The sequence below is a fragment of the Ornithinimicrobium sp. genome (assembly GCF_035267225.1).
Classification (GTDB): domain Bacteria; phylum Actinomycetota; class Actinomycetes; order Actinomycetales; family Dermatophilaceae; genus Ornithinicoccus.
Window position 1 is genome coordinate 1 of the sequence record NZ_DATFMA010000085.1, and the last position, 18,827, is coordinate 18,827.

16 protein-coding genes, 1 tRNA gene and 1 pseudogene are annotated in these 18,827 nt (G+C 69.6%); 6 read left to right on the forward strand and 12 right to left on the reverse strand.

The annotated features are described in order from the left end of the window. Together VJ976_RS08000 and VJ976_RS08005 are read right to left on the reverse strand one after the other, a co-directional pair. On the reverse strand, positions 1-4,070 hold a 4,070-nt coding region (locus VJ976_RS08000), incomplete at its 3' end, for a patatin-like protein (protein ID WP_324099593.1). A 192-nt stretch (positions 4,071-4,262) separates the two neighbouring features. Then, complete coding sequence (locus VJ976_RS08005; RefSeq protein ID WP_324099594.1) at positions 4,263-5,246, reverse strand: trypsin-like peptidase domain-containing protein; 984 nt, start codon at positions 5,244-5,246, stop codon at positions 4,263-4,265. Between the two features lie 197 nt (positions 5,247-5,443). On the opposite strand from VJ976_RS08005, the gene VJ976_RS08010 reads away from it, so the two are divergent. Then, positions 5,444-5,722 carry a hypothetical protein gene (locus tag VJ976_RS08010; protein ID WP_324099595.1) on the forward strand — a complete coding sequence of 93 codons (279 nt, stop codon included), beginning with the start codon at positions 5,444-5,446 and terminating at the stop codon, positions 5,720-5,722. 142 nt (positions 5,723-5,864) lie between these two features. On the opposite strand, the gene VJ976_RS08015 is transcribed toward VJ976_RS08010, so the two are convergent. From VJ976_RS08015 to VJ976_RS08035, 5 genes are all read right to left on the reverse strand, one after another. Next, positions 5,865-6,578 carry an NADPH-dependent F420 reductase gene (locus tag VJ976_RS08015; protein ID WP_324099596.1) on the reverse strand — a complete coding sequence of 238 codons (714 nt, stop codon included), beginning with the start codon at positions 6,576-6,578 and terminating at the stop codon, positions 5,865-5,867. Next, a complete protein-coding gene (locus tag VJ976_RS08020; protein WP_324099597.1) occupies positions 6,575-7,666 on the reverse strand; it encodes an LLM class flavin-dependent oxidoreductase in 1,092 nt (363 codons plus the stop codon). The genes VJ976_RS08015 and VJ976_RS08020 overlap by 4 nt, the downstream gene beginning before the upstream one ends. A gap of 85 nt (positions 7,667-7,751) precedes the next feature. Further along, positions 7,752-8,234 carry a MarR family winged helix-turn-helix transcriptional regulator gene (locus VJ976_RS08025; protein ID WP_324099598.1) on the reverse strand — a complete coding sequence of 161 codons (483 nt, stop codon included), beginning with the start codon at positions 8,232-8,234 and terminating at the stop codon, positions 7,752-7,754. 152 nt (positions 8,235-8,386) lie between these two features. Further along, on the reverse strand, positions 8,387-9,052 hold the full coding sequence (locus VJ976_RS08030) for a DUF305 domain-containing protein (RefSeq protein WP_324099599.1): 666 nt from the start codon (positions 9,050-9,052) through the stop codon (positions 8,387-8,389). Continuing rightward, positions 9,049-9,660: a DUF3105 domain-containing protein gene (locus tag VJ976_RS08035; RefSeq protein WP_324099600.1), complete on the reverse strand. Its 612-nt coding sequence runs from the start codon at positions 9,658-9,660 to the stop codon at positions 9,049-9,051. The genes VJ976_RS08030 and VJ976_RS08035 overlap by 4 nt, the downstream gene beginning before the upstream one ends. 410 nt (positions 9,661-10,070) lie before the next feature. Here VJ976_RS08035 and VJ976_RS08040 point away from each other — a divergent pair, with 410 nt between their 5' ends. Next, positions 10,071-10,481 carry a DUF305 domain-containing protein gene (locus VJ976_RS08040; protein WP_324099601.1) on the forward strand — a complete coding sequence of 137 codons (411 nt, stop codon included), beginning with the start codon at positions 10,071-10,073 and terminating at the stop codon, positions 10,479-10,481. Between the two features lie 67 nt (positions 10,482-10,548). Here VJ976_RS08040 and VJ976_RS12675 read toward each other — a convergent pair. The 4 genes and pseudogenes from VJ976_RS12675 to orn form a co-directional block, all read right to left on the reverse strand. Next, a pseudogene (locus tag VJ976_RS12675) lies at positions 10,549-10,806 on the reverse strand (DUF2795 domain-containing protein); the annotation flags it as partial. Then, positions 10,751-11,821 (reverse strand): hypothetical protein, encoded by a 1,071-nt coding sequence (locus VJ976_RS08045; RefSeq protein ID WP_324099602.1) that lies wholly within the window; start codon positions 11,819-11,821, stop codon positions 10,751-10,753. The pseudogene VJ976_RS12675 and the gene VJ976_RS08045, both read right to left, overlap by 56 nt. Before the next feature lie 50 nt (positions 11,822-11,871). Further along, the gene (locus VJ976_RS08050) at positions 11,872-12,126 is read right to left on the reverse strand and encodes a DUF2795 domain-containing protein (RefSeq protein ID WP_324099603.1); all 255 of its coding nucleotides are present in this window, start codon (positions 12,124-12,126) and stop codon (positions 11,872-11,874) included. A 186-nt stretch (positions 12,127-12,312) separates the two neighbouring features. Next, a complete protein-coding gene (gene orn / locus VJ976_RS08055; RefSeq protein WP_324099604.1) occupies positions 12,313-12,924 on the reverse strand; it encodes an oligoribonuclease in 612 nt (203 codons plus the stop codon). Between the two features lie 53 nt (positions 12,925-12,977). On the opposite strand from orn, the gene VJ976_RS08060 reads away from it, so the two are divergent. Then, a complete protein-coding gene (locus VJ976_RS08060; RefSeq protein WP_324099605.1) occupies positions 12,978-14,120 on the forward strand; it encodes a PrsW family intramembrane metalloprotease in 1,143 nt (380 codons plus the stop codon). On the opposite strand, the gene tyrA is transcribed toward VJ976_RS08060, so the two are convergent. After that, on the reverse strand, positions 14,117-15,241 hold the full coding sequence (gene tyrA / locus VJ976_RS08065) for a bifunctional chorismate mutase/prephenate dehydrogenase (protein WP_324099606.1): 1,125 nt from the start codon (positions 15,239-15,241) through the stop codon (positions 14,117-14,119). The genes VJ976_RS08060 and tyrA overlap by 4 nt on opposite strands. A 53-nt stretch (positions 15,242-15,294) precedes the next feature. Here tyrA and VJ976_RS08070 point away from each other — a divergent pair. From VJ976_RS08070 to VJ976_RS08080, 3 genes are all read left to right on the forward strand, one after another. Further along, positions 15,295-15,367: transfer RNA gene (locus VJ976_RS08070), tRNA-Arg, on the forward strand. A 67-nt stretch (positions 15,368-15,434) separates the two neighbouring features. After that, a complete protein-coding gene (locus VJ976_RS08075) occupies positions 15,435-17,147 on the forward strand; it encodes a dynamin family protein (protein WP_324099607.1) in 1,713 nt (570 codons plus the stop codon). Continuing rightward, entirely contained in the window at positions 17,144-18,802 is a 1,659-nt protein-coding gene (locus VJ976_RS08080; RefSeq protein ID WP_324099608.1) for a GTPase, read from the forward strand. Before VJ976_RS08075 ends, VJ976_RS08080 begins: the two co-directional genes overlap by 4 nt. The last annotated feature ends 25 nt before the right edge of the window (positions 18,803-18,827 follow it).

Genomic DNA, 18,827 nt, shown 5'->3' on the forward strand with positions numbered 1-18,827 from the left:
AGCAGCAGCAGCACACCGAGGACGAGTGACGCCGCCAGGAGGGAGCGCACCGAGACGAGGTCGAGCCACCGGCTCTGACTGAGGAGTACGGCCGCGAGCACGAGGTAGCCGGCGCCGTAGAGCACAGCCCACCCGGCTGCCGCTCCGGCCGGATGGTTGCGCGACTGGTACTCCCACACGTCGGCGTCCTGGACGCGATGCTGTTCCAACACCTGCAAGTGCCACCCGAACCTGTGTGCCACGTAGCCGCCGACGATGATCGTGAGCACCGCCAGGGGAACCAACCACGCGGCTGACCGTCGGACCTCGTCGACGGCAGCCTCCCAGGGGCCGGCGACCACGAACCACACCGGGGCGCCCACGAGCGCGAGGCCCGCCACTCCCGCGAACAGCCCGCACCCGGTGCGCCCTGCGGCCCGGGTGCGCCGCCAGCCCTGTGCGACAGCACGCCGGGGGCCGACTTTGGCCGGGTCGACGGGCCTCAGCTCATGGCGATCGGCGAGCCGGTCCATGGTGGCCCAGACGCTTCCGGTGGATGAGGGAAGGGTCCCCAGGATGATGAGGCCGGTAGCGAGAGCCAGCACGACCAGGACGGTGGCCCCCCCTCGTTGGGCCGCCTCGATCGCGTCCGCGTCGCCGGCACCCCACACACGTTCCAGGGCGAACGCCAGCAGCGGGAGGATCGGGGTCAACATCACGAGCCCGTGCAGCATGGTGCCGCTGCGTAGGGCGCCGATGGCGAAGGCGAACAGCAGCGCTCCCGCGCCGACGGCGGCGCCCGGACCGGACAGCCCCTTGGGCAGGGCACCGAACAGAGACAGTGCGAGCAGCACCGCGCCGATGGACAAGCCGAGCAGGGTGGCGCTGCGAGCCAGCACGCCCTTCCCGCTCAGCCCGGTCACCGCCCAGTAGGGCAACAACGCAGCCCCGCGCAAACCCCGTGTCACCGGCTTGACTGCTGCGAGGCCGGAGCGGTCGGAGTCCACCACCGTGGCAGCCACCGCGGCCGCCGTGGTGGCGGTGCGGATCATCTGGTCGCTACGACCCTCCTCCGCGAGGGGCTCGCGGCCCACTCCGGCCCGGTCGAAAGCCGTGAGCGCCGCGACGCGGTCCCGTGGGGTGATCCTCGCCGGCTCGTCGTCCAGCCGACCCAGCAGATCCTGGTGTTCCTTGACGAAGCCCTCGCCGCGGGACCGGGCATTGGCTCCGTCGACTGCGTCGGCACGGATGGCACCGGCCAGCACCGGCAGCTCGCTGGGCACGATGTCCAGATGAAGAGCCCAGGCGAACACGTCGGCCAAGACGGGCAGCGAGGCACCGAGATCCTCGGCAGACTCCGTCGGGTCGAGCACCGGCGTCAGCTCCTCGATCGCCTGTGCCCGCATCTGCTCGACATCGGGGGGGACGAAGTCGCCGAAGAGCGAGGCGAAGATCCCGGTCACGGTCTCCTCGGCACGCGACCCAGGTTTCCCCTCCTGGAACAGGTAGCCCGTCAGCACCGCAGTGCGGCGCACGCGGCTGGGGTCCAGCACGACACGGCACAGGTGGCTGGCCGCGTCGACGCGGCCCCAGGTCCAGTCGTTGACCCGCCAGGAGCGCTTCAGGAAGCCCCCGAACCTGGCCACGGACATCCCGCCGAGCTTGTCATCACCGGTCCTGGTGTACCGCGCGAAGGCATTGCGGGTCTGAGCGCTGAGCTGCACGACCTCCACCGGCAGGGTGGCTCCCGTCGTGACCTCGTCTCCGAGCGTGGTCGCGGCGATATCGAGCATCAGCAGCCGCCGCAGCAACGCATCCGAGTGGGAAGGCTCACCGTCGGGCCTGAGCACCTGAAGCCACAGGTTCAGCTCCGCGACGTGGTCGCGAACCCCTTCCTGGTCGCCGTGGTGCTGGCAGTAGCGCTCCATGACGGGTAGGACCGTGCCGAGCTGCTGAATGACCTCCCCCACCAGACGGGCCACGGTCTTTCCGGCTGACTGCCATTCGTCGCCGCCGGTGGTCAGTGCGCCGGAGATCTGTTGCGCGAGCCTCTCCGCTTCGTCCGTCACGGTGGGATCTGCCGGGGCCTCGGGGTCCTTGCTGTGCTCGACGCCGGTCCGAGTTCGGGCCTCATGCTGCGCCACCCTTTCGATGGCCCCCTGGAGCTTCGTCGACGACTTGTCGCCCTTCTCGTCTGTCGGTCCGATCATCTGCCACTCGAATGCCGCGAGCCTCAGGGTCCAATAGTCGGTATCGGGTTGCAGTGAGACCAGGAGCGGGTCCTGCTGCCACTTCCGAGTGATCCGGGTTCGGACGTCCCGCAGCAAGGTGTTGAGCTGCGAGACGCGTTGGCGTGCCTGCTCGACGCGTCTGTAGTCGCTCTCCGGCTCGTCCGCCGTGCAGGCCCCCTGTGTCGACACGGTTGGGCTGTCGGGGAGCACCCAGATGAGCTGCTTGAGCAGGTCGGTGACGGCCTCGTTGACCCCGAGGGCAGTGGGCAACCCCCATCTCCAGCCCCGGGGCTCTCGCTCGCCGGGAGTCGGGACGGCCTCCGGCAGATAGGGACTGCTGTTCCAGTCGGCCTGTGCCTTCTCCGCAGCGCGGCGCACGCGCTCGTAGTTCCAACCGGGGGGAAGGGCCGTCGCCCGGTCGTCGCTCACGGTGGGTCGCTCGACCGCCCACCGGGAGTAGTCGCGCGCCGTCCGCCATCTGCGAAGCCTGGTGTAATGCGGGTAGAGCTCGCGTGCGAGCTTCTCCAGCTTCTGCGCTGGCGTTGGGGTCTGTGCGGCGTCGGATCGGGCGCCGGTCTGAGCGCTCGAGGGTTTCTCGGCAGGTGAGGCTTCCACCACGAGTGATGCCAAGATGTCGCTGCGGGTGCCCCGCCGGCTCGCGGCCTCCGCGTTGTGCTTCTCCAGCTCGTCGACGAAAGTACGGCTGCCCTGGGCGGTGAGAGCCCCCACGATGCCGCCGACTGCTTGTGCCGCCGTCGGTGGGTGCGCCGGGTCGTCGGCAGGGTCGGGGCCGGGCGCCTCGGCATGGGGATACACGAGCAGCATGACCCGGCGAACAGAGGCCGTGGCCGGCATTCGCTCGACCGCCTCCAGGGCCGCACGCGTGGGCGTGTTCGCCAACAGCCCGCCGTCCACGACGTAGCGAGAACGGTCACCTGTGCACGAGTCACCCCAGTCGGCGACGACCTGGCTCATGTCGGGCCGCAGGCGCAGCTGTTCGGTCAGCCCCTTGGGCGACGGAGGCTCCAGGTGGGCGGGCGAGCCGACGGGCACGAACGCCGGCTCGAACGCCACCGGGAAGCTCGCTGTGCAGCGGGCCGCGAGCGCGAGACGGTCTGCTGTGCGATGGATCTGTGTCCGACAGAACGGGTCCCGACACCTTCTGTGGTGCCCGTGGTGACGTTCGGATGTGGCCGGCACCGGGTCAGTGCTGGGGTCGTCCGAGTGGCTCTCCCGCGTCCAGTGGAAGCGTGCGCCATGCACCGACTGCATCATGGGTTGGCCCATGGAGTCGACCGTGACCTTCTGGTTGCCGTGCAGCACCGTGGTGGTGATCGACAGATCGAGGGGGGCGTCGGCGGATCCACGCCAGTGGTCACCCGGCTGGGCCAGCAGGCCGAGGGTGGTGTTCAGCTGAGGGAGGAAGAACTCGTCGCCCTTCAACAGGGACGTCGGTGAGCCTCGGAACGGCTGTCGCATGAGGGACTCGATGCGACCCTGGTCGACCCACACGTCGCGCAGAAGCCCGAGGCGGTTGCGTGGGTTCACCTGGCTCAGGGCCAGCGCCGCACCGTTGATGCCGCCCGCCGACGTGCCCGAGATGATGTCGACGCGCGCCTGGCTGCCTGTCAAGGCCAACAGTGCGTCGTACACCCGACGGCTGCGCTCGCCGGGCTGCTCGTGGCCCGCCTCGGAGTCGGGCTGTACGCGGTCGCGCCGGACGGTGGTGAGCCGGTCGAGCTCCAGGACGGCGCCTCCCATCCATACCGCCAGCGAGACGCCACCGTTGAGGATCACCCCGAAGCGCAGCTCCTCTTGAGGGACGTGGTGGACCTTCGTCATGTCAAGCAGACCGCTCATGGCACCCTCCTTGGGCCGGTACGCGACCGAGCCGACACTGCTGCTCTGTCGGCGCCGCGACTGTGCGCATTCACCGAGAGGAGCGCACAGGGCCGGACGTGATACACAGCAACCGCCGCGAGGTCCTCGGGATCCTCGCGGCGACTGGCTGGTGTCACCGACCTGTGGTGGCGACGGTTGCGGCGGTGTGGCTCAGGGCCAGACCCGCACCTTCAGCGCAAGCTGGACCAGCGCGATGGGGTTGAGGATGGTCGCCGTGGATGAGCCGGCGAACAGCAGGCCCACCGGGTTGTTGTCGGTGTCGAGCACCAACGACCCGGAGTCGCCACCAGCCGACATGTCGGTGGTGACGATCTGGTTGCAGAACTTCGCGACGTTTCCGCCGCCGTAGTTCACGTTGACCGTCGCGTTGATGGCGGTGACCCGCCCGGTGGTGAAGTGGGTCGTGCGGCCCGTCTTCTTCAGCAGCTGCCCGACCTTGGCGGACTTGACCGCTGATGCGGGGTAGCCCGTCCAGTAGATGTCGCGGTCCAGGTTGTCGAAGGGCACCTCGGCCACGGCAGCGTCGACGGTGTTGCACGAGCCGTCGAACTTGATCGGCACGAACCGGGAGAGCCGTCCGATGGCGTCGCTGCGGCCGCCGCCATCGATGGGTCCCGGCTGGTAGATCGGGTCACCGATATTGGCCTGGTTGCTGTTGGCCAGGACGTGGTTGTTGCTGAGGATGTAGTACCGCGGCGGCTTACCGGGCACGGGTGACAGGTCGTAGCACCCGGCACCGATGGTGCCGGCCGTGATCTTGAAATGGCCCACGCTGTACCCGGGACGCACCGGGCGGACCCGCTTCGCCAGAGTCTGGGCATCGACACCGTCGACGGTGGTATGGCCACCCGCGAAGGGGTGTCCGACATCGAGCACGTCGGTCGGCATCTTGCTCACGGTCTTGGGCACCGAGGAGCTGGAGGTGAGCATGTGAGAGGGCAGTTTCTCGCTCACCAAGACCATGACGCTTTTGGTGTCGCTCTGCACTCCGTTGCTGATCTTGTAGCCAAGCCCCACACCGACCACGTTGTCGGTGCCCAGCAGCCGTTCTTCCGCAGCCTCCCGTGCCAGCGCGACTTCCTCGAAACCGGCCGGTACGGCTTCTTCTTCGGCGGTGAGATCTTCGTTTTCCATGGTGGCAGCAGCCCTTTCTAGGCGGTGAGTCGTACGACGTGGACCGCCGGGCCTTTCCCGTCGTCACCACGTCTGACGATGATCGAGAGCGGGGCGTGGCGCCCTTGATACCGCCTCCAGGACCGCTGAGGGTCCTTCCATCCAGCTGTCGCACTTGGCCCACTGGTAGGCCGAGAGGGTGGTGCTACTTTCGGTGGATGGACATCGATGGACTCAATCTCGGGTCGGATCGGCAGCCAGAGGAGGCAGCTGGACCATCTCTGCACGAGGCCGAGGCCTTCATGGCTCAGCACGACGAGGTGCACGGTGTGGGCCTAGGGGAGACCGAACAAGGCGAGGCGTGTGTGGTCCTCTTCGCTGAGCGGATGAGAGCGCAGGCGGTGCCGAGATCGCTCGATGGACTGCCCGTTCGCCTCGAAGACAGCGACCCGTTCGTCGCGGGCGGCTCAGACCTGCCGAGCGGGCACCCGTCGTGACCCGACATGGGCGCCGAGAGCGACAATCGGGATGAGGGTCCGGGCTGGGCACCGGCAGCGGTCGAGAACCGGCCACCCAGGAGCCTGTCCCTGCTACCCCCGGTGACCCGACCCATCGATCAGCGCACGGGGGTGAAACCCGTCAACGGGCAGCGCTCATGGGGCGTCCGCGCTCGGTGTCGGAGAAACTGTCGACCAGATCGCGCAGCCTCGGTGCGTCGACGTTGGCGCCGAAAGGTGCGGTGCCGGGCTCGAGCTTGACGCCCGAGGCGAGGTTCCCGATGGCGACGGGCTCGTAGCCGAGGTCATCCACGATGGCGGCCACAGTGGCGAGGTCGTCGGGGTCGTCTCCGGCGATGGCGACGGCCTTGCGATCGGGCGACCCAGACGGTCGCGCCCCTTCGTCGAGGTCGTGATAGCCCATGTGGTTGAACGCCTTGACCACACGCGAGCCGGAAAGGAAGTCCTGCACGATCTCGCTGGTCGAGGTGTGTGGGTGGTTGAGGTCCTCGCGGATGCCATCGACCTCCCACCAGTAGTTCATCGCGTCCAGGACGAGCTTGCCGGCCAAAGCCTCGGCGGGCAGCGCCCGGTGCTTGCTCAGAGGCAATGCCAGGATGACCGCGTCGGCCTTGAGGGCAGCGTCGACGGCGGTGGTGGGCTCCGCCCCGGGGGCCAGGACCTCGACGGTGAGCGCGATCTTGTCGGGCTCACCCGAGCCAGCGATGAGGACGCGATAGCCCGCGTTCACCGCCAACCGGGCGAGCACGGTGCCGACCTTGCCGGCGCCGAGGATCCCGAGCGTTCCCACCGCCGGAGAGCCGTCTCGTGCGGCGTGTGAGGGCTGGTGGCTCACGACGCCACCCCGGTGCGCTCGAGCGCCTCGGTGGCCAGGAGCTCGCGCACGCGGGGGATGACCTCCGACCCGTACAGCTCGACCGAGCGCAGTCGCGCAGCGGCCGGAATGGACCCGGTGGAGTAGATCAGGTCGAACCGGCCGACATCGAGCGCCCGGATGGCGCGCGCCATCTTGGTGGCGACGGTCTCGGGCGAGCCGATGTACAGCGAGCCGTGGGCGACCTCCGACTCGTAGGCCTGTCGTGTGATCGGCGGCCACCCCCGCTGGGCGCCGATCCGGTCGTGCATGACCTTGTAGCGGGGCCATACGGTCTCCACGGCCTCCGCGTCGGTGTCCGCAACGAGCCCGGGGGAGTGCATCCCGACCGGGTGAGCGACAGTGCCGAACTGGGCGGCCGCGCGCCGGTAGAGATCGACGTAGGCCGCGAAGCGATCCGGCTGCCCGCCGATGATGGCCAGCATCAGGGGAAACCCGTAGCGGGCGGCTCGAATGACCGACTGCGGCGAGCCGCCGACCCCGACCCAGGTGTCGAGACGTCCGGACTCGGTCCTGGGGTACACGTCGGCGTCGTTCAAGGGCGCCCGGGTGGTGCCCTGCCAGGTGACCGGCCGCTCCTGGAGGAGCTCGGCGAACAGGCCGATCTTCTCTTCGAACAACCGGTCGTAGTCCGACAGGTCGTAGCCGAAGAGCGGGAAAGACTCGGTGAACGACCCGCGGCCCAGGATGACCTGGGCCCGGCCTCCGGAGAGGGCGTCGACGGTCGCGAACCGCTGGAACACGCGCACCGGGTCATCGGAGGACAGCACGGTGACCCCGGAGGCGAGCTTGATCCGGTGGGTGCGGGAGGCGATGCCGGCCAGCACGGTCTCGGGGGTGGAGATGGAGTACTCGGGTCGGTGGTGCTCGCCCAGCGCGATGACGTCGACGCCGAGGCGGTCGGCCAGCACCGCCTCCTCGACCACATGCCGGATGGCGCCGGCGTGCGACAGCAGGTTCCCCTGGCTGTCCTCGGGGAGGTCGCCGAACGTGTCGAGTCCGAACTCGATCGGCCGGTCTGTCTCACGGGCGGTGGTCGTGCCGGTCATGCGTGGATGCCCTTCCTGACGTGGTGGTTGCCACGGTGGCTACTGCGTCACCCAGGAGAACAACATGACTGAGCATGTATTCCGTCTAGGGCGGGGGCGGGTCGGTGTCCGTCCGGCACGCACCCGCCGCTTCGACGAGCTTCGTGCTCAGTCGGCGAAGGGTCCGCATCTCCTCCTCGTCGAGCGCCCGGGTCATCGCGACACGCACATGTTGAGCGTGCCGGCGCCCTGCCTGGCGCTGGGCTTCGTGGCCCGCCCCGGTCAAGACGACCCGGGTCGCGCGTGCGTCCGATGGGTCGCTGCGCCGCGTCACCAGCGCACGAGTCTCCAGGCGCGACACGAGCCGGGACAGCCCTGGCTGGCTCAGCAGCGCGTCGTCCATGAGGTCCGTGATCCGCAGGCCAGCGGCCCCCGCGCTCGCCAGCGCGTAGAGGACTCCGTAGTCCTGCGGTAACAGCTCGCCATAGTCGCGGCTGTGCTCGAACTCGCGGCTCAGGGTCGCCTGCGCCCGGTACAGCGCCTCCCACGACTCGTTCGCCAACCGCGTGCGACTGTGCTTCTCCGCCATCGCGCTCGTGTTCTCCTCTGCCGCACCATCGCACCTGCTCGGAGGTCGGCCTCCGGATGCCTTCGCTCATTGTCGTGGCCACGTCCCAGCGGGTCGAGCGGTCCGCTGGTCTGCTCTGTGCCCGTCCTCAGGCGCCTGCCAGTCCCGTCGGGTCAAGGTGAGATGTCGGCCTCGTGCTCCTCGAGCAGCCTTGTCATGAGCTCGATCTCGCTGCGTTGCCCGTTCACCATCGCCTCGGCCAAGCGGGTGACCTCGGGCGCGTCAGCGGTCTGCGCCGCAGCCCGGGCCATGTCGACCCCCGCCTCGTGGTGGGTGATCATCAGCCGCAGGAACGGGACGGCAACCTCCTCGGGTGAGGCGGACTCCAGCCGCTGCATCTCGGCGGGCGTCGCCATGCCGGGCATGGGGCGGTAGTCAGCCGATCCCGGTGTTGCTTCGTCCGTGGAGGGGCTGTCCATGGGGCCGTCGCCCATCCACGCCATCCTCGGCCCGGGGCGTGCTGACGGCAGGTCCCACTGCTCCAGCCACCCTTGCATCATCCCGATCTGGGTTGCCTGGGTCGTGGCGATGTCGTAGGCCAGCAGGTCGATGTCACGCTCGTCCGAGGTCTGCAGGGCGGTCAGCGACATCTCCACGGCCTGCGCGTGGTGCTCGCTCATGTCCCGCGCGAACCCCGCCTCGACACTGTCGGTCTCGGGGGTATCGGGAGTGAAGACCCACCAGCCGACCAGCAGCGCGAGGACAGCCGCCCCGCATGCCGCAACGGCGGCCACGGCGGTGCGGGATGGCCGACCGCGACGCGCGGCCGCAGTGGTCACGGCGACTGAGCGAGGTCGGTGGTCGTGCCGCCGGCACACGCGGCGCCGGGTTCAGGGGTCTGCGGGCCCTGCTTGAACTCGTCGATGAACAGCGGCAGACGGTCGTCGTCGGCGCTGTCCACGCTGAGCTGCTTGCCCCAGGCGGTCGCGATCACGGGGCTCGACTGGTCCTCCAACGGCGAGAGGAGGATGAAGTCCTGGTCGGCGAGCTCGGTGAGCTGCTCTCGCTCCTCGGCCGAGATGTCGGGCCGGTAGGTCAGCCAGACCGCACCGTGCTCCAGGGAGTGCACAGCGTGGTGCGCAGGGATGGGATCGTCGTAGACCCCGCAGGTCCACCACGCTTGGTTGTGGTCACCGCCAGCAGGGGGGCTCTGTGGGTACTCCACCGCCGCCTCGACATGGTCGCGGCCCAGGTCCTCGTACTCCTTCACGGCGGACAGGTCGGGCCGGGAGAGGACTGCGTAGCCTATTGCCCCCACGATCAACAGCAGGACGAGCGACATCCCGCCCCAGATGAGGAAGGAACGGCGGCGCTCCGCGCGACGTGCCTGCCGCTGCATCTCGGCGGCGCGCCGTGCTCGGTCGGTAGGCGGTTGGCGACGGGCCATGGATGCTCCTGCAAGGGTGACGAAGATGCGCGATGGGGCACTGCTCTCGCGTTGGCACCTGGCCAGTGAGAACGCCGTCAGATACCCCCAGTCGGGATCGAACGTCACGTTGTGGTCGCGCTGGCCGTCGCCACGAGGTTGAGCCCGAGCTCTCATCCTATCGATGCTCCGCGTCGCTAGAATGAGGGCCGTGCCCAGACCCGGGGAGTTTTCAATCTATGCGAACGGATGCGCCGCTCGGCCTCATGACCTCTCCGCCGGGGGCTGACCGGCGCGGCCGGCGGAGATGGCCTCGGTTCCTCGTCATCGTCCCGGTCGCTGCCGTGCTGTGGGCGAGTGGGTGCTCTGCCGAGACGCAGTCGGAGGGGCGGCCGGATTCGGGGCCCGAGAACCACAACCGGGTCGACGTCATGTTCGCGCAGATGATGGTGCCGCACCACGAGGACGCCATCGCGATGGCGGACTACCTCCAGGGAGTCCGGGGTGTGGACCCTCGCGTCCAGGGGCTCGCCGAGGACATCGTGACGTCGCAGCAGCGCGAGAACGAGGAGATGAACATCTGGCTCGCGGAGCGTGGATACCCGCAGGTCGACGACGGGGCCGTGCGGGTAAACGAGGAGGCCGTCGCCGGTCAGAGCGCTGAGGCGGCACAGGAACAGTTCCTGGCCGACATGATTGCTCATCATGAGCACGGGGTGGACATGGCCGAGGGTGCGGCTCGTCGAGGCCAGTCGCCGACGATGACGGACCTCGCTGAGGGGATGGTCGAGGACCAGACCCAGGAGATCGAGCAGATGCGGGAGCTGCTCGAGCAGGGCTAGCGGGCCGTGCCGCCCGGAACGTCCTTCCCTCGGGCTCCTGCGCCACGGCGTCGATCACTTCCTGCTTGTTCCCGAACTCCTGGTCCGCAATGCTGTCCATCGCCTGAACTGTCTTCAGGGTGGCTCCCCGCGGGCGGGCGTCGTCGAGCAGATCCGCCTTGCCGGCCGGGAAGTCTGCGCCCTGAAGCGCCTTGCCGACGCGAAGGTCGTCGCGGTCGGTGAAGGGTCGTGGGTCAGCTCTTCTCGATGGTGCCGTGTGATCGGCGGTGCTACTGGGGTGGGGTGGAGCCCTCCGGCGGGAACCGCAGCAGCGCGCCGACACCATCCTCGAGATGGGTGGCGGCGTCGACGAAGGCCACCTCGGCGTCGGTGAGGGCACAGGCCTTCAGCAACAAAGACTCGTCTGCAGCGGCCCGACCGGGCTGCAGCAGAAGGGTGGCCACAGCGCCCATCTGGGCCGCGTGTGACACCGGCGACGCGCCCTGTACGGCGAGCCCGTGGGCTCCAGACTCGTGGAACTGGTCGGTGTATACCGCTTGGGACCGCATGGTCTCCTCGCCGGCAACCCGACGAAGCTCCTCGGCCAACGCCTGCTCGGCGCCATCGTCCTGCACGCCGCCTTCGTCCGTCTCGACGCAGATGTCGGCCAGCTTGCTGGAAAGCTCGGAGCGGATCGCAGTCCGGCCCTGGACCTCGCCGGCCAGCACCAGGACCCTCGGCGCGAATGTGCGAGCGGCGCTGGTGAGATGGTCGGCGAGCACTTGCGCGTTCTGCTTGACGGCTTCATCGGCCCGGCGCTGGATACGGTTGTGCGCCAGGGCGCCTCCGCGAGGCTTGTGCGCACCCTCGACGCTGTCACCCTCCACCGTGGTCGCCTCGAGCTGCTGCGCTTCGCGTTCCTGGGTGACGACCTCGTGGCGCACGCGCGCACCCTCCTGGTCGGCAACGGCGAGCAGAATCCGAACGGAGCTGAGCTCCTCTCGTACGAGGTCGCCCACTTCCGGCAGGGCGCCCCAGTGCACCGTGTCGCCCGGACCGGTGGCGGAGTCCCAGGGCTCCTCGAGCAACACGCTCGCTCCGCCGGACTCGCCCTCCTCGGCAGCCGCGACGATCACGCGGCCGTCCGCCTGCAGCTCTCCGGCCTTCGCCTCGACAAGCGTGGCTTCGGCCGCATCAAGCACAGGCTCCTCGGCGCCGGCCTGCTCCGCTTGTTCACGCAGGGCCTTCCAACGCTTGCGTACTTGCTCCGGCGCGTCTTCCGACGGCGGTCTGCTCTCCAGGAAGACCGTGAGCAGATCCCCCTGTCGTTCGAACAGGGGTCGTAGCGGACGCAAGTGCATGTGGATCCCTTCCGGGTTCTCGGTGTGGTCAGGTCGTGCGCGGCACCGCCTCAGCTGTAGCGGTTCTCGCCGACCTCTCGCACGATGGGGTGGTCGGAGCTCTCGGCTTCCGGGTCGCGGATGTCGACCGACGCCAACACCTCGGAACGGTTCGCGTAGTCGACCGGAGGCACGGCCCTCAGGGCTGCGACGACCTCGTCGGGCGCGCCGTTGTGCTCGGCCTGGTCGACCAGCTCCTCTTTGCTCGCGGGGTAGTCGACCCCGCTCAAGGCGGTGCGCAGCTGACTCGGATCTGACAACGACATTGAGGCACCTCTCGTGGCTGAGGGCAGGGGCGACGTGGGACCCGGTCGACGTGATGTGCGGTTCGGCGGAGCCTGTGCCGTCGGGGTAGTCACGACCCCCGCGTTCCGCCAGTCTGCATCCTGGTCTTGTGGCTCGCAACCAGACGCCCGTGGCTCATCCGAGCCGAAAAGGGCTCTGCCTGCCGGCTACGGAGTCTTGAGGGCGCGCAGGGCCGAGGTGTCGAGCCCGGGCGGATCGCGGAACACTGCCCGCCGGTAGTAGCGCAGCTCGGCGATGCTGTCCTGGATATCGCCGAGGGCCCGGTGGCCGCCGGTCTTGGTCGGGGAGTTGTAGTAGGCGCGGGGATACCACCTGCGCGCCAGCTCCTTGATCGAGGAGACGTCGACGATCCGGTAGTGCAGGTGCTGCTCGAGCTCGGGCATGTCCCGGGCGAGGAAGATGCGGTCGGTGCTGACTGTGTTCCCGGCCAGCGGCGCCTTGTTGGCCTCGGGCACCCAGTGACGGACGTAGGCGAGCACCTGTTCGCATGCCTCCTGGAGCGTGAGGCCCTCGTCGAGCTGGTCCAGCAGACCACTGGCCACGTGCATCTCCCGGACGAAGTCCCCCATCTGACTCAGTGCCTTCTCCGGGGGCCGCACCACCACCTGCACCCCCTCGCCCAACACCGTCAGCTCGATGTCGGTGACCAAGGCGGCGACCTCGATGAGGGCGTCCGCGGACGGGTCCAGCCCGGTCATCTCGCAGTCGATCCAGACGAGGCGGTCGGAGGTCCCCGCAGCCGCGTTTTCGGTGCTCATAGGGCGAGAGTAACCACCCTCGCTGGGGAGGATCCGGCCTATAGTCTGCGCTCATGGACCCCGAAACCCGAGGGATGGTGGGGCCCAACGAGACTCGTCGGCCGCTGGTGCGCCGGCTTCTTGTGTGGGGTCCGAGCGGGACGATCTTCCTGCTCGCCGCCCTCGCGCTGGTCGTTCTGCTGACCGAAAGCATCGGGGTGGCCGGGTTCCTGCTCGCTGCCGTCATCTCGACCACAGTGATCGGCATCGTCGTCCCGGCCTTCTTGTGGGTGGACCGCCTCGAGGCCGAGCCTCCTGCTCTGTTGTGGTTCGCCTTCGGCTGGGGTGCCCTGGTGGCCACGACCGGCAGCCTCGTGGTGAGTCTGGCCGCGCTGGATGCCGTGGCGGCCCGGGGGCTCGACGTTGGCCTCATCGGCGCCGTCGTGGTGGCCCCGGTGGTCGAGGAGCTCTTCAAGGGCCTCGGCGTGCTCGTGATCTTCCTTGTGGCACGGCGTGAGTTCAACGGCATCGTGGACGGCATCACCTACGCCGGTCTGGTGGCGATCGGCTTCGCCTTCGTCGAGGACATCTTCTACCTCGGTCAGGGCTACGAACAGCTCGGCCAGCCGGGTCTGGTGTCCGTGTTCGTTCTGCGCTGTCTGTTCACGCCGTTCGCCCACCCGATGTTCACTGTGTGCTTCGGGCTCGCTCTGGGCCTGGTGGCTCATCGACGGCAGTGGCGCTACGCCCTGGTGCCGCTGCTCGGGTATCTGGTCGCCGTCACGGCGCACGCCCTGTGGAACGCAGCGGCCGGGGTAGAAGCGTGGCTGTGGGTGTATCTGCTGGTGCAGGTTCCGTTGTTCGCTGGGTTTCTCGGACTGTTGGTCTGGGCGCGCCAACGCGAGGTGCGCACCTTGCGCGAGCACCTCACTGCCTACGGCTTGAACGGGTGGTTCACCCCGGCCGAGGTCGCAATGCTCATCTCGCCGTCGCAGCGGCGGCAGGCGCGCAGGTGGGCCAGAGCCCGCTATGGCCCCGCCGGAGAGGCGGCCATGCGTGCCTTCCAGGACGAGTCGGCCGAGCTGGCCATCGCTCGCGAGCACCTGGAGCACGGTGCTCGCTCCTCTTGGTGGGCGGCGCGAGAGCACCGCCTGCTGGGCGTTGCGGAACAGCACCGTGCGGTGCTGCGGTCGCTGCCGCCCTCAGCCGGGCGCTAGCGCGTCGCGTCCGCGTGGGCCAGCAGCGACGTGGACTCATCCAGGAACCGTTGGGCGTAGGAGCCGAACCATTCGCCGATGGTGGCGAACTCCCTGAGGAACTCCTCGCGGTCGCCTCGCCGCACCAGCTGCAACGCCTGCCCGAACCGTTCGTGGTAACGCTCGATGAGCTCCAGACTGGCTGACGATGCGGTGATGATGTCGTAGTACAGGTCAGGGCTCTGGGCGAACAGGCGCCCGACCATGACCAGCTCCAGCCGGTAGATCGGCGACGACAGCGCCAGCAGGTCGGCGAGCCCTCGGTCCTCGTGCGCCAGGTGCGAGCCGTAGGCGAAGGTGGAGAAGTGGCGCAACACCTGGATCAGACCCATCGCGGCGTCGTGGTCCTCGGCGCTGACCTCGTGCACCCGAGCACCCCACAGGCGGATCTGCTCCACCAACCATGCTGAGGCCTCGGCGTCACGGCCCGCACAGCACGCGACCACCTGCTTGGCGAACGAGTCCACGTCGGGGCCGAACATGGGGTGCAGGCCCAGCACCGGCCCCGGGTGCACTCGCAGCATGGCCTCCAGCGGGGCTGTCTTCACCGAGGTCAGGTCGACCAGCAGGCAGTCCTGCGGCAACGGCGGCAGGGCCTCGATCACCTCGACCGTGTCGTGGATCGGCACCGCGATGACGACCAGACCGGCCCCGTCCAGCAGCTCGGCGGAGCGGTGGGACTGCGGCAGGTCGAGCACGCGCACCTGGTAGCCGGACAGGCCCAGCATCCGCACCCACATGGCCCCCATCCCGCCCGCGCCACCGACGACGACCGCCGGCCCGAGGTCGGGTGCCTGTTGGGTGAAGCCCATGTTCTTCTCGTGGGCGTAGGCCTCGCGCATGCACCGGCGGAGAATGTCCTCGATGAGGTCTCCCGGCACGCCCCGCGCCTCGGCCTGGGCGCGACGCGCGCCGATCATCACCCGCTCTCGTTCCGGGGCATAGATCGGCAACCCGTGGCGTCCCTTGATCTCACCGACCTGCGCCACCAGCTGCAACCGTCGGGCCAGCAGGTCCAACACGGCTTGGTCCACGTCGTCGATCTGCTCACGAAGCGGGGCGAGCTCGGACTCGGGTTCCATGACCGCAGATCGTATCCGCGCCTAGACTGACCGGTGGCCGTTTCGGCCCGTCGGCCCCCGTAGCTCAATGGAGAGAGCACCGGCCTTCTAATCCGTAGGTTGCAGGTTCGAGTCCTGCCGGGGGCGCCGCATCCACCCGTACGACGCGGCGGTTCGCCTTGGTGGGGCTGCATCGACCCCTCAGACTGTGACCGTGAACCCCCGTGACGGCGACGCTGACGGCAGGCTGCTCGCGGCGGTAGAGCATCTCCGGGGCGCCGCGACCCAGCTCCGTCTACCGTTACAGATTCCTGACGTGGACGAGGCACGGTCCGGCCGTCGCGCACTGGTGCAGCAGCTCGACGACTACGTGCTGCCGCGGCTGCGCTCCCTGGACGCTCCGCTGCTCTGCGTGGTCGGCGGCTCCACCGGGGCGGGCAAGTCGACCCTGGTGAACTCGGTGGTCGGCCACGAGGTGAGCAAGTCCGGAGTGCTGCGCCCGACGACTCTCTCCTCGGTCCTGGTCCACCATCCGCAGGACCGCCGATGGTTCGTGGACTCCCGGGTGCTTCCGGGCCTGGCCCGGGTCACTGGCGCGGCTCGCGAGCGGCACGACCCGTCGGCGGTGCGTCTGGTCCCCGCCGAGGCTCTCGCATCCGGCCTCGCGTTGCTCGACGCTCCCGACATCGACTCGGTGGTGCGGGCCAACCGCGAACTGTCGCGACAGCTGCTGGCTGCGGCTGACCTGTGGCTCTTCGTCACCACCGCGGCCCGGTACGCGGACGCGGTGCCGTGGGAGCTGCTGCGCCAAGCCGCGGAGCGCGGGACCTCGGTGGCCATCGTGCTGAACCGTGTCCCACCGGAGGCGATGGAGGAGATCCGGCTGCATCTGTCCCAGATGCTGCGTGAGCATGGCCTGGGCAAGTCCCCGATCTTCACGGTGGCCGAGGTCGCCCTCACCGCCGAGGGGACACTGCCGGCCAAGCAGGTCGCGCGGCTGTCCGGATGGCTGAGCTCGGTGGCTGGTGACGCCAGAGCGCGCTCGGTCGTCATCCGCCGGACCCTGGCCGGGGCGCTCTCCTCGCTGAGCTCGCGGTCGGCGGACCTCAACGCCGCCGCGGCGGCGCAGGTCCAAGCGCGCGACCACCTTCGTGCCGCCGCGCACGCGGCCTACGACGACGCCGTGGCCGGAGTCAACGAGGGCATGGAGGACGGCTCCCTGCTACGCGGTGAGGTGCTGGCGCGCTGGCAGGAGCTGGTGGGGACCGGGGAGTTCCTGAGGCAGGTCGAGGCCGGCATCTCGCGCGCCCGCGACCGTGTCACCGCATGGGTGACCGGCAAGCCGGTGTCCACCGAACCGCTGGGCGACGCCCTTCAGTCGGGCGCGGCGGCGCTCATCACGGCTCAGGCTCAGCTCGGAGCCAGCACCGCGTCACGTGCTTGGCGCTCCAGCGCCGGGGGGGAGCCCCTGGTGCAGCAACACCCTGAGCTCGCCAAGCCCTCGCCGGACCTGGACGAGCGGGTGGAGCGGCTGCTGCGGGACTGGCAGAAGGAGGTGTTGGACCTGGTGCGCGACCAGGCGGGACGCAAACGTGCCACCGCTCGCTACCTGGCCTTCGGGGTGAACGGCCTGGCCGTGATGCTCATGCTCATCGTCTTCAGTGCCACGGCTGGCCTGACCGGGGCCGAGGTCGCGATCGCCGGAGGATCGGCGCTGTTGGCCCAGCGCCTGCTCGAGGCGGTCTTCGGCGACGAGGCCGTCCGCGCGATGGCACGCAAGGCCCGGGCCGCGCTGATCCGCCGGGTCGAGGAGCTCTTGGCCCAGGAGCGAGGGCGGTACGAGGCCGCGCTCGATGAGGTACCGCTGTCGCGGACCGCGATCGAGGATGTCGCGGCCGCCAGCGCCGAGGTGGAGGCGAGCCGGTGACGCCCAGGGCGGCGAAGGGTGAGCAGCAAGGCGGTGGCCATTCGCTGCTCTGGCGGGCCGACCAGCTGACCGAGGCGTTGGACGTCGGCGGTGACGAGCTCGACCCCGGCGACGTCGGCGAGGCCAGGGACCTGATCGCCCGGGTACGCGACCGCTGGGCGCTCAAGGGTGGGCGCACCGTGGTGAGCCTGGCCGGGGCGACCGGTTCCGGCAAGTCCAGCCTGTTCAACCTGCTCGCGGACGCCGAGGTCGCCACGGTGGGAGCGCGGCGCCCGACGACCGCGAAGGCGACCGCCGCCGTCTGGGGCGACGAGGACAGTGGTGAGCTGCTCGAGTGGCTGGGTGTGCCCCTGCGGCACGAGGTCGTGGCCGGGCCGAGCGAGGAGAAGGATGAGATGGACGGCCTCGTGCTGATCGACCTCCCCGACTTCGACTCGCGGGAGGCTGCGCACCGGGTGGAGGCCGACCGCGTCCTGCAGCGATCTGACGTCTTCGTCTGGGTCACCGACCCACAGAAGTACGCGGATGCCCGCCTGCACGAAGAGTATCTGTCGACCCTGCGCGACCACGACGGAGTGATGATCGTGGTGCTCAACCAGATGGACCGGGTGGACGAGCGTGCCGTGGGGCAGATCGCCGACGACCTCCGCTCGCTGGTCAAGGCTGACGGGGCAGGCGACTTCGAGGTCATCCCCTCCTCGGCGCGGCTCGGCGTGGGCGTCGCAGAGCTGCGACGCCGGGTCGGGGAGGTGGTCGGTGCCCGCAACGCCGCCGAGCAGCGCCTGACCGGTGACGTCGTCGCCGCGGCGCGTCGCCTGCAGGCCGGAGTGGCCGACATCGAGCCCGAGCTCGGCCCGGAGGCCTCCGGGCAGCTGAACGCGGCTCTGGCCCGGGCGGCCGGTGTTCCCGTCGTGCTCAGCGCCGTGCGCAAGGACTACCTACGGCAGAGCGCCGCGCGCACCGGGTGGCCGTTCACGCGCTGGCTGGCGGCGGCGCGCCCGGACCCGTTGCGTCGCCTGCGCCTGGGCAAGCAGGCCACCCCTGCGGGCTCCGCCATCGCGGCCGAGGACGTGCAGGCGGTGCTAGGACGCTCCTCGCTTCCCCCGGCCACCCCGGCAGCGCGATCCGCGGTCGAGGTGGCCACCCGGGCACTGGCGGACCGAGCCGCCCACGGACTGCCTCGACGGTGGAACGACGCCGTCGCGGCTGCTGCCACCCCGGACGACTCCTCCTTGGGTGACGCGCTGGACCAGGCGGTGATGAACACGCCGTTGCGCGGCAAGGACCCGCTGTGGTGGGCCGCTTGGAACCTCGTGCAGCTGGTGTTGGCGGTCGCGTTGGTCGTGGGAGCCGGTTGGCTTACGGCGCTCTTCGCGCTGCAGTGGGCCCAGATCGACCTGGACGTGCCTCTGTGGGGCCCCGTCCCCGTTCCCCTCCTGCTCCTCGTCGGGGGGATCGTGACCGGGCTCGCGCTGGCCGCCCTGGGCAGAGTGGTGGCGCGAGCCGGCGCCACCCGCAGACACGCGATGGTGCGGGAGCGGATGGACGCCGCCATCGACGGCGTCGCCCGCAAGCACGTGCACGACCCGGTGACGGCCGTGCTGCAGCGACACCGCCAGACCCGGCAGCAGCTCGAGGCCGCACGCACCGGGTGAGCGGCCGTGGGATTCGGACCGGGGG

Coding starts and splice junctions, on each gene's coding strand:
- VJ976_RS08025 (WP_324099598.1), bottom strand. CDS start 8,234: ATGGCGGAGAAGCACAGTCGCACGCGGTTGGCGAACGAGTCGTGGGAG.
- VJ976_RS08045 (WP_324099602.1), bottom strand. CDS start 11,821: ATGCACTTGCGTCCGCTACGACCCCTGTTCGAACGACAGGGGGATCTG.
- VJ976_RS08050 (WP_324099603.1), bottom strand. CDS start 12,126: ATGTCGTTGTCAGATCCGAGTCAGCTGCGCACCGCCTTGAGCGGGGTC.
- VJ976_RS08005 (WP_324099594.1), bottom strand. CDS start 5,246: ATGGAAAACGAAGATCTCACCGCCGAAGAAGAAGCCGTACCGGCCGGT.
- VJ976_RS08060 (WP_324099605.1), top strand. CDS start 12,978: ATGGACCCCGAAACCCGAGGGATGGTGGGGCCCAACGAGACTCGTCGG.
- VJ976_RS08010 (WP_324099595.1), top strand. CDS start 5,444: ATGGACATCGATGGACTCAATCTCGGGTCGGATCGGCAGCCAGAGGAG.
- orn (WP_324099604.1), bottom strand. CDS start 12,924: ATGAGCACCGAAAACGCGGCTGCGGGGACCTCCGACCGCCTCGTCTGG.
- VJ976_RS08040 (WP_324099601.1), top strand. CDS start 10,071: ATGTTCGCGCAGATGATGGTGCCGCACCACGAGGACGCCATCGCGATG.
- VJ976_RS08020 (WP_324099597.1), bottom strand. CDS start 7,666: ATGACCGGCACGACCACCGCCCGTGAGACAGACCGGCCGATCGAGTTC.
- tyrA (WP_324099606.1), bottom strand. CDS start 15,241: ATGGAACCCGAGTCCGAGCTCGCCCCGCTTCGTGAGCAGATCGACGAC.
- VJ976_RS08035 (WP_324099600.1), bottom strand. CDS start 9,660: ATGGCCCGTCGCCAACCGCCTACCGACCGAGCACGGCGCGCCGCCGAG.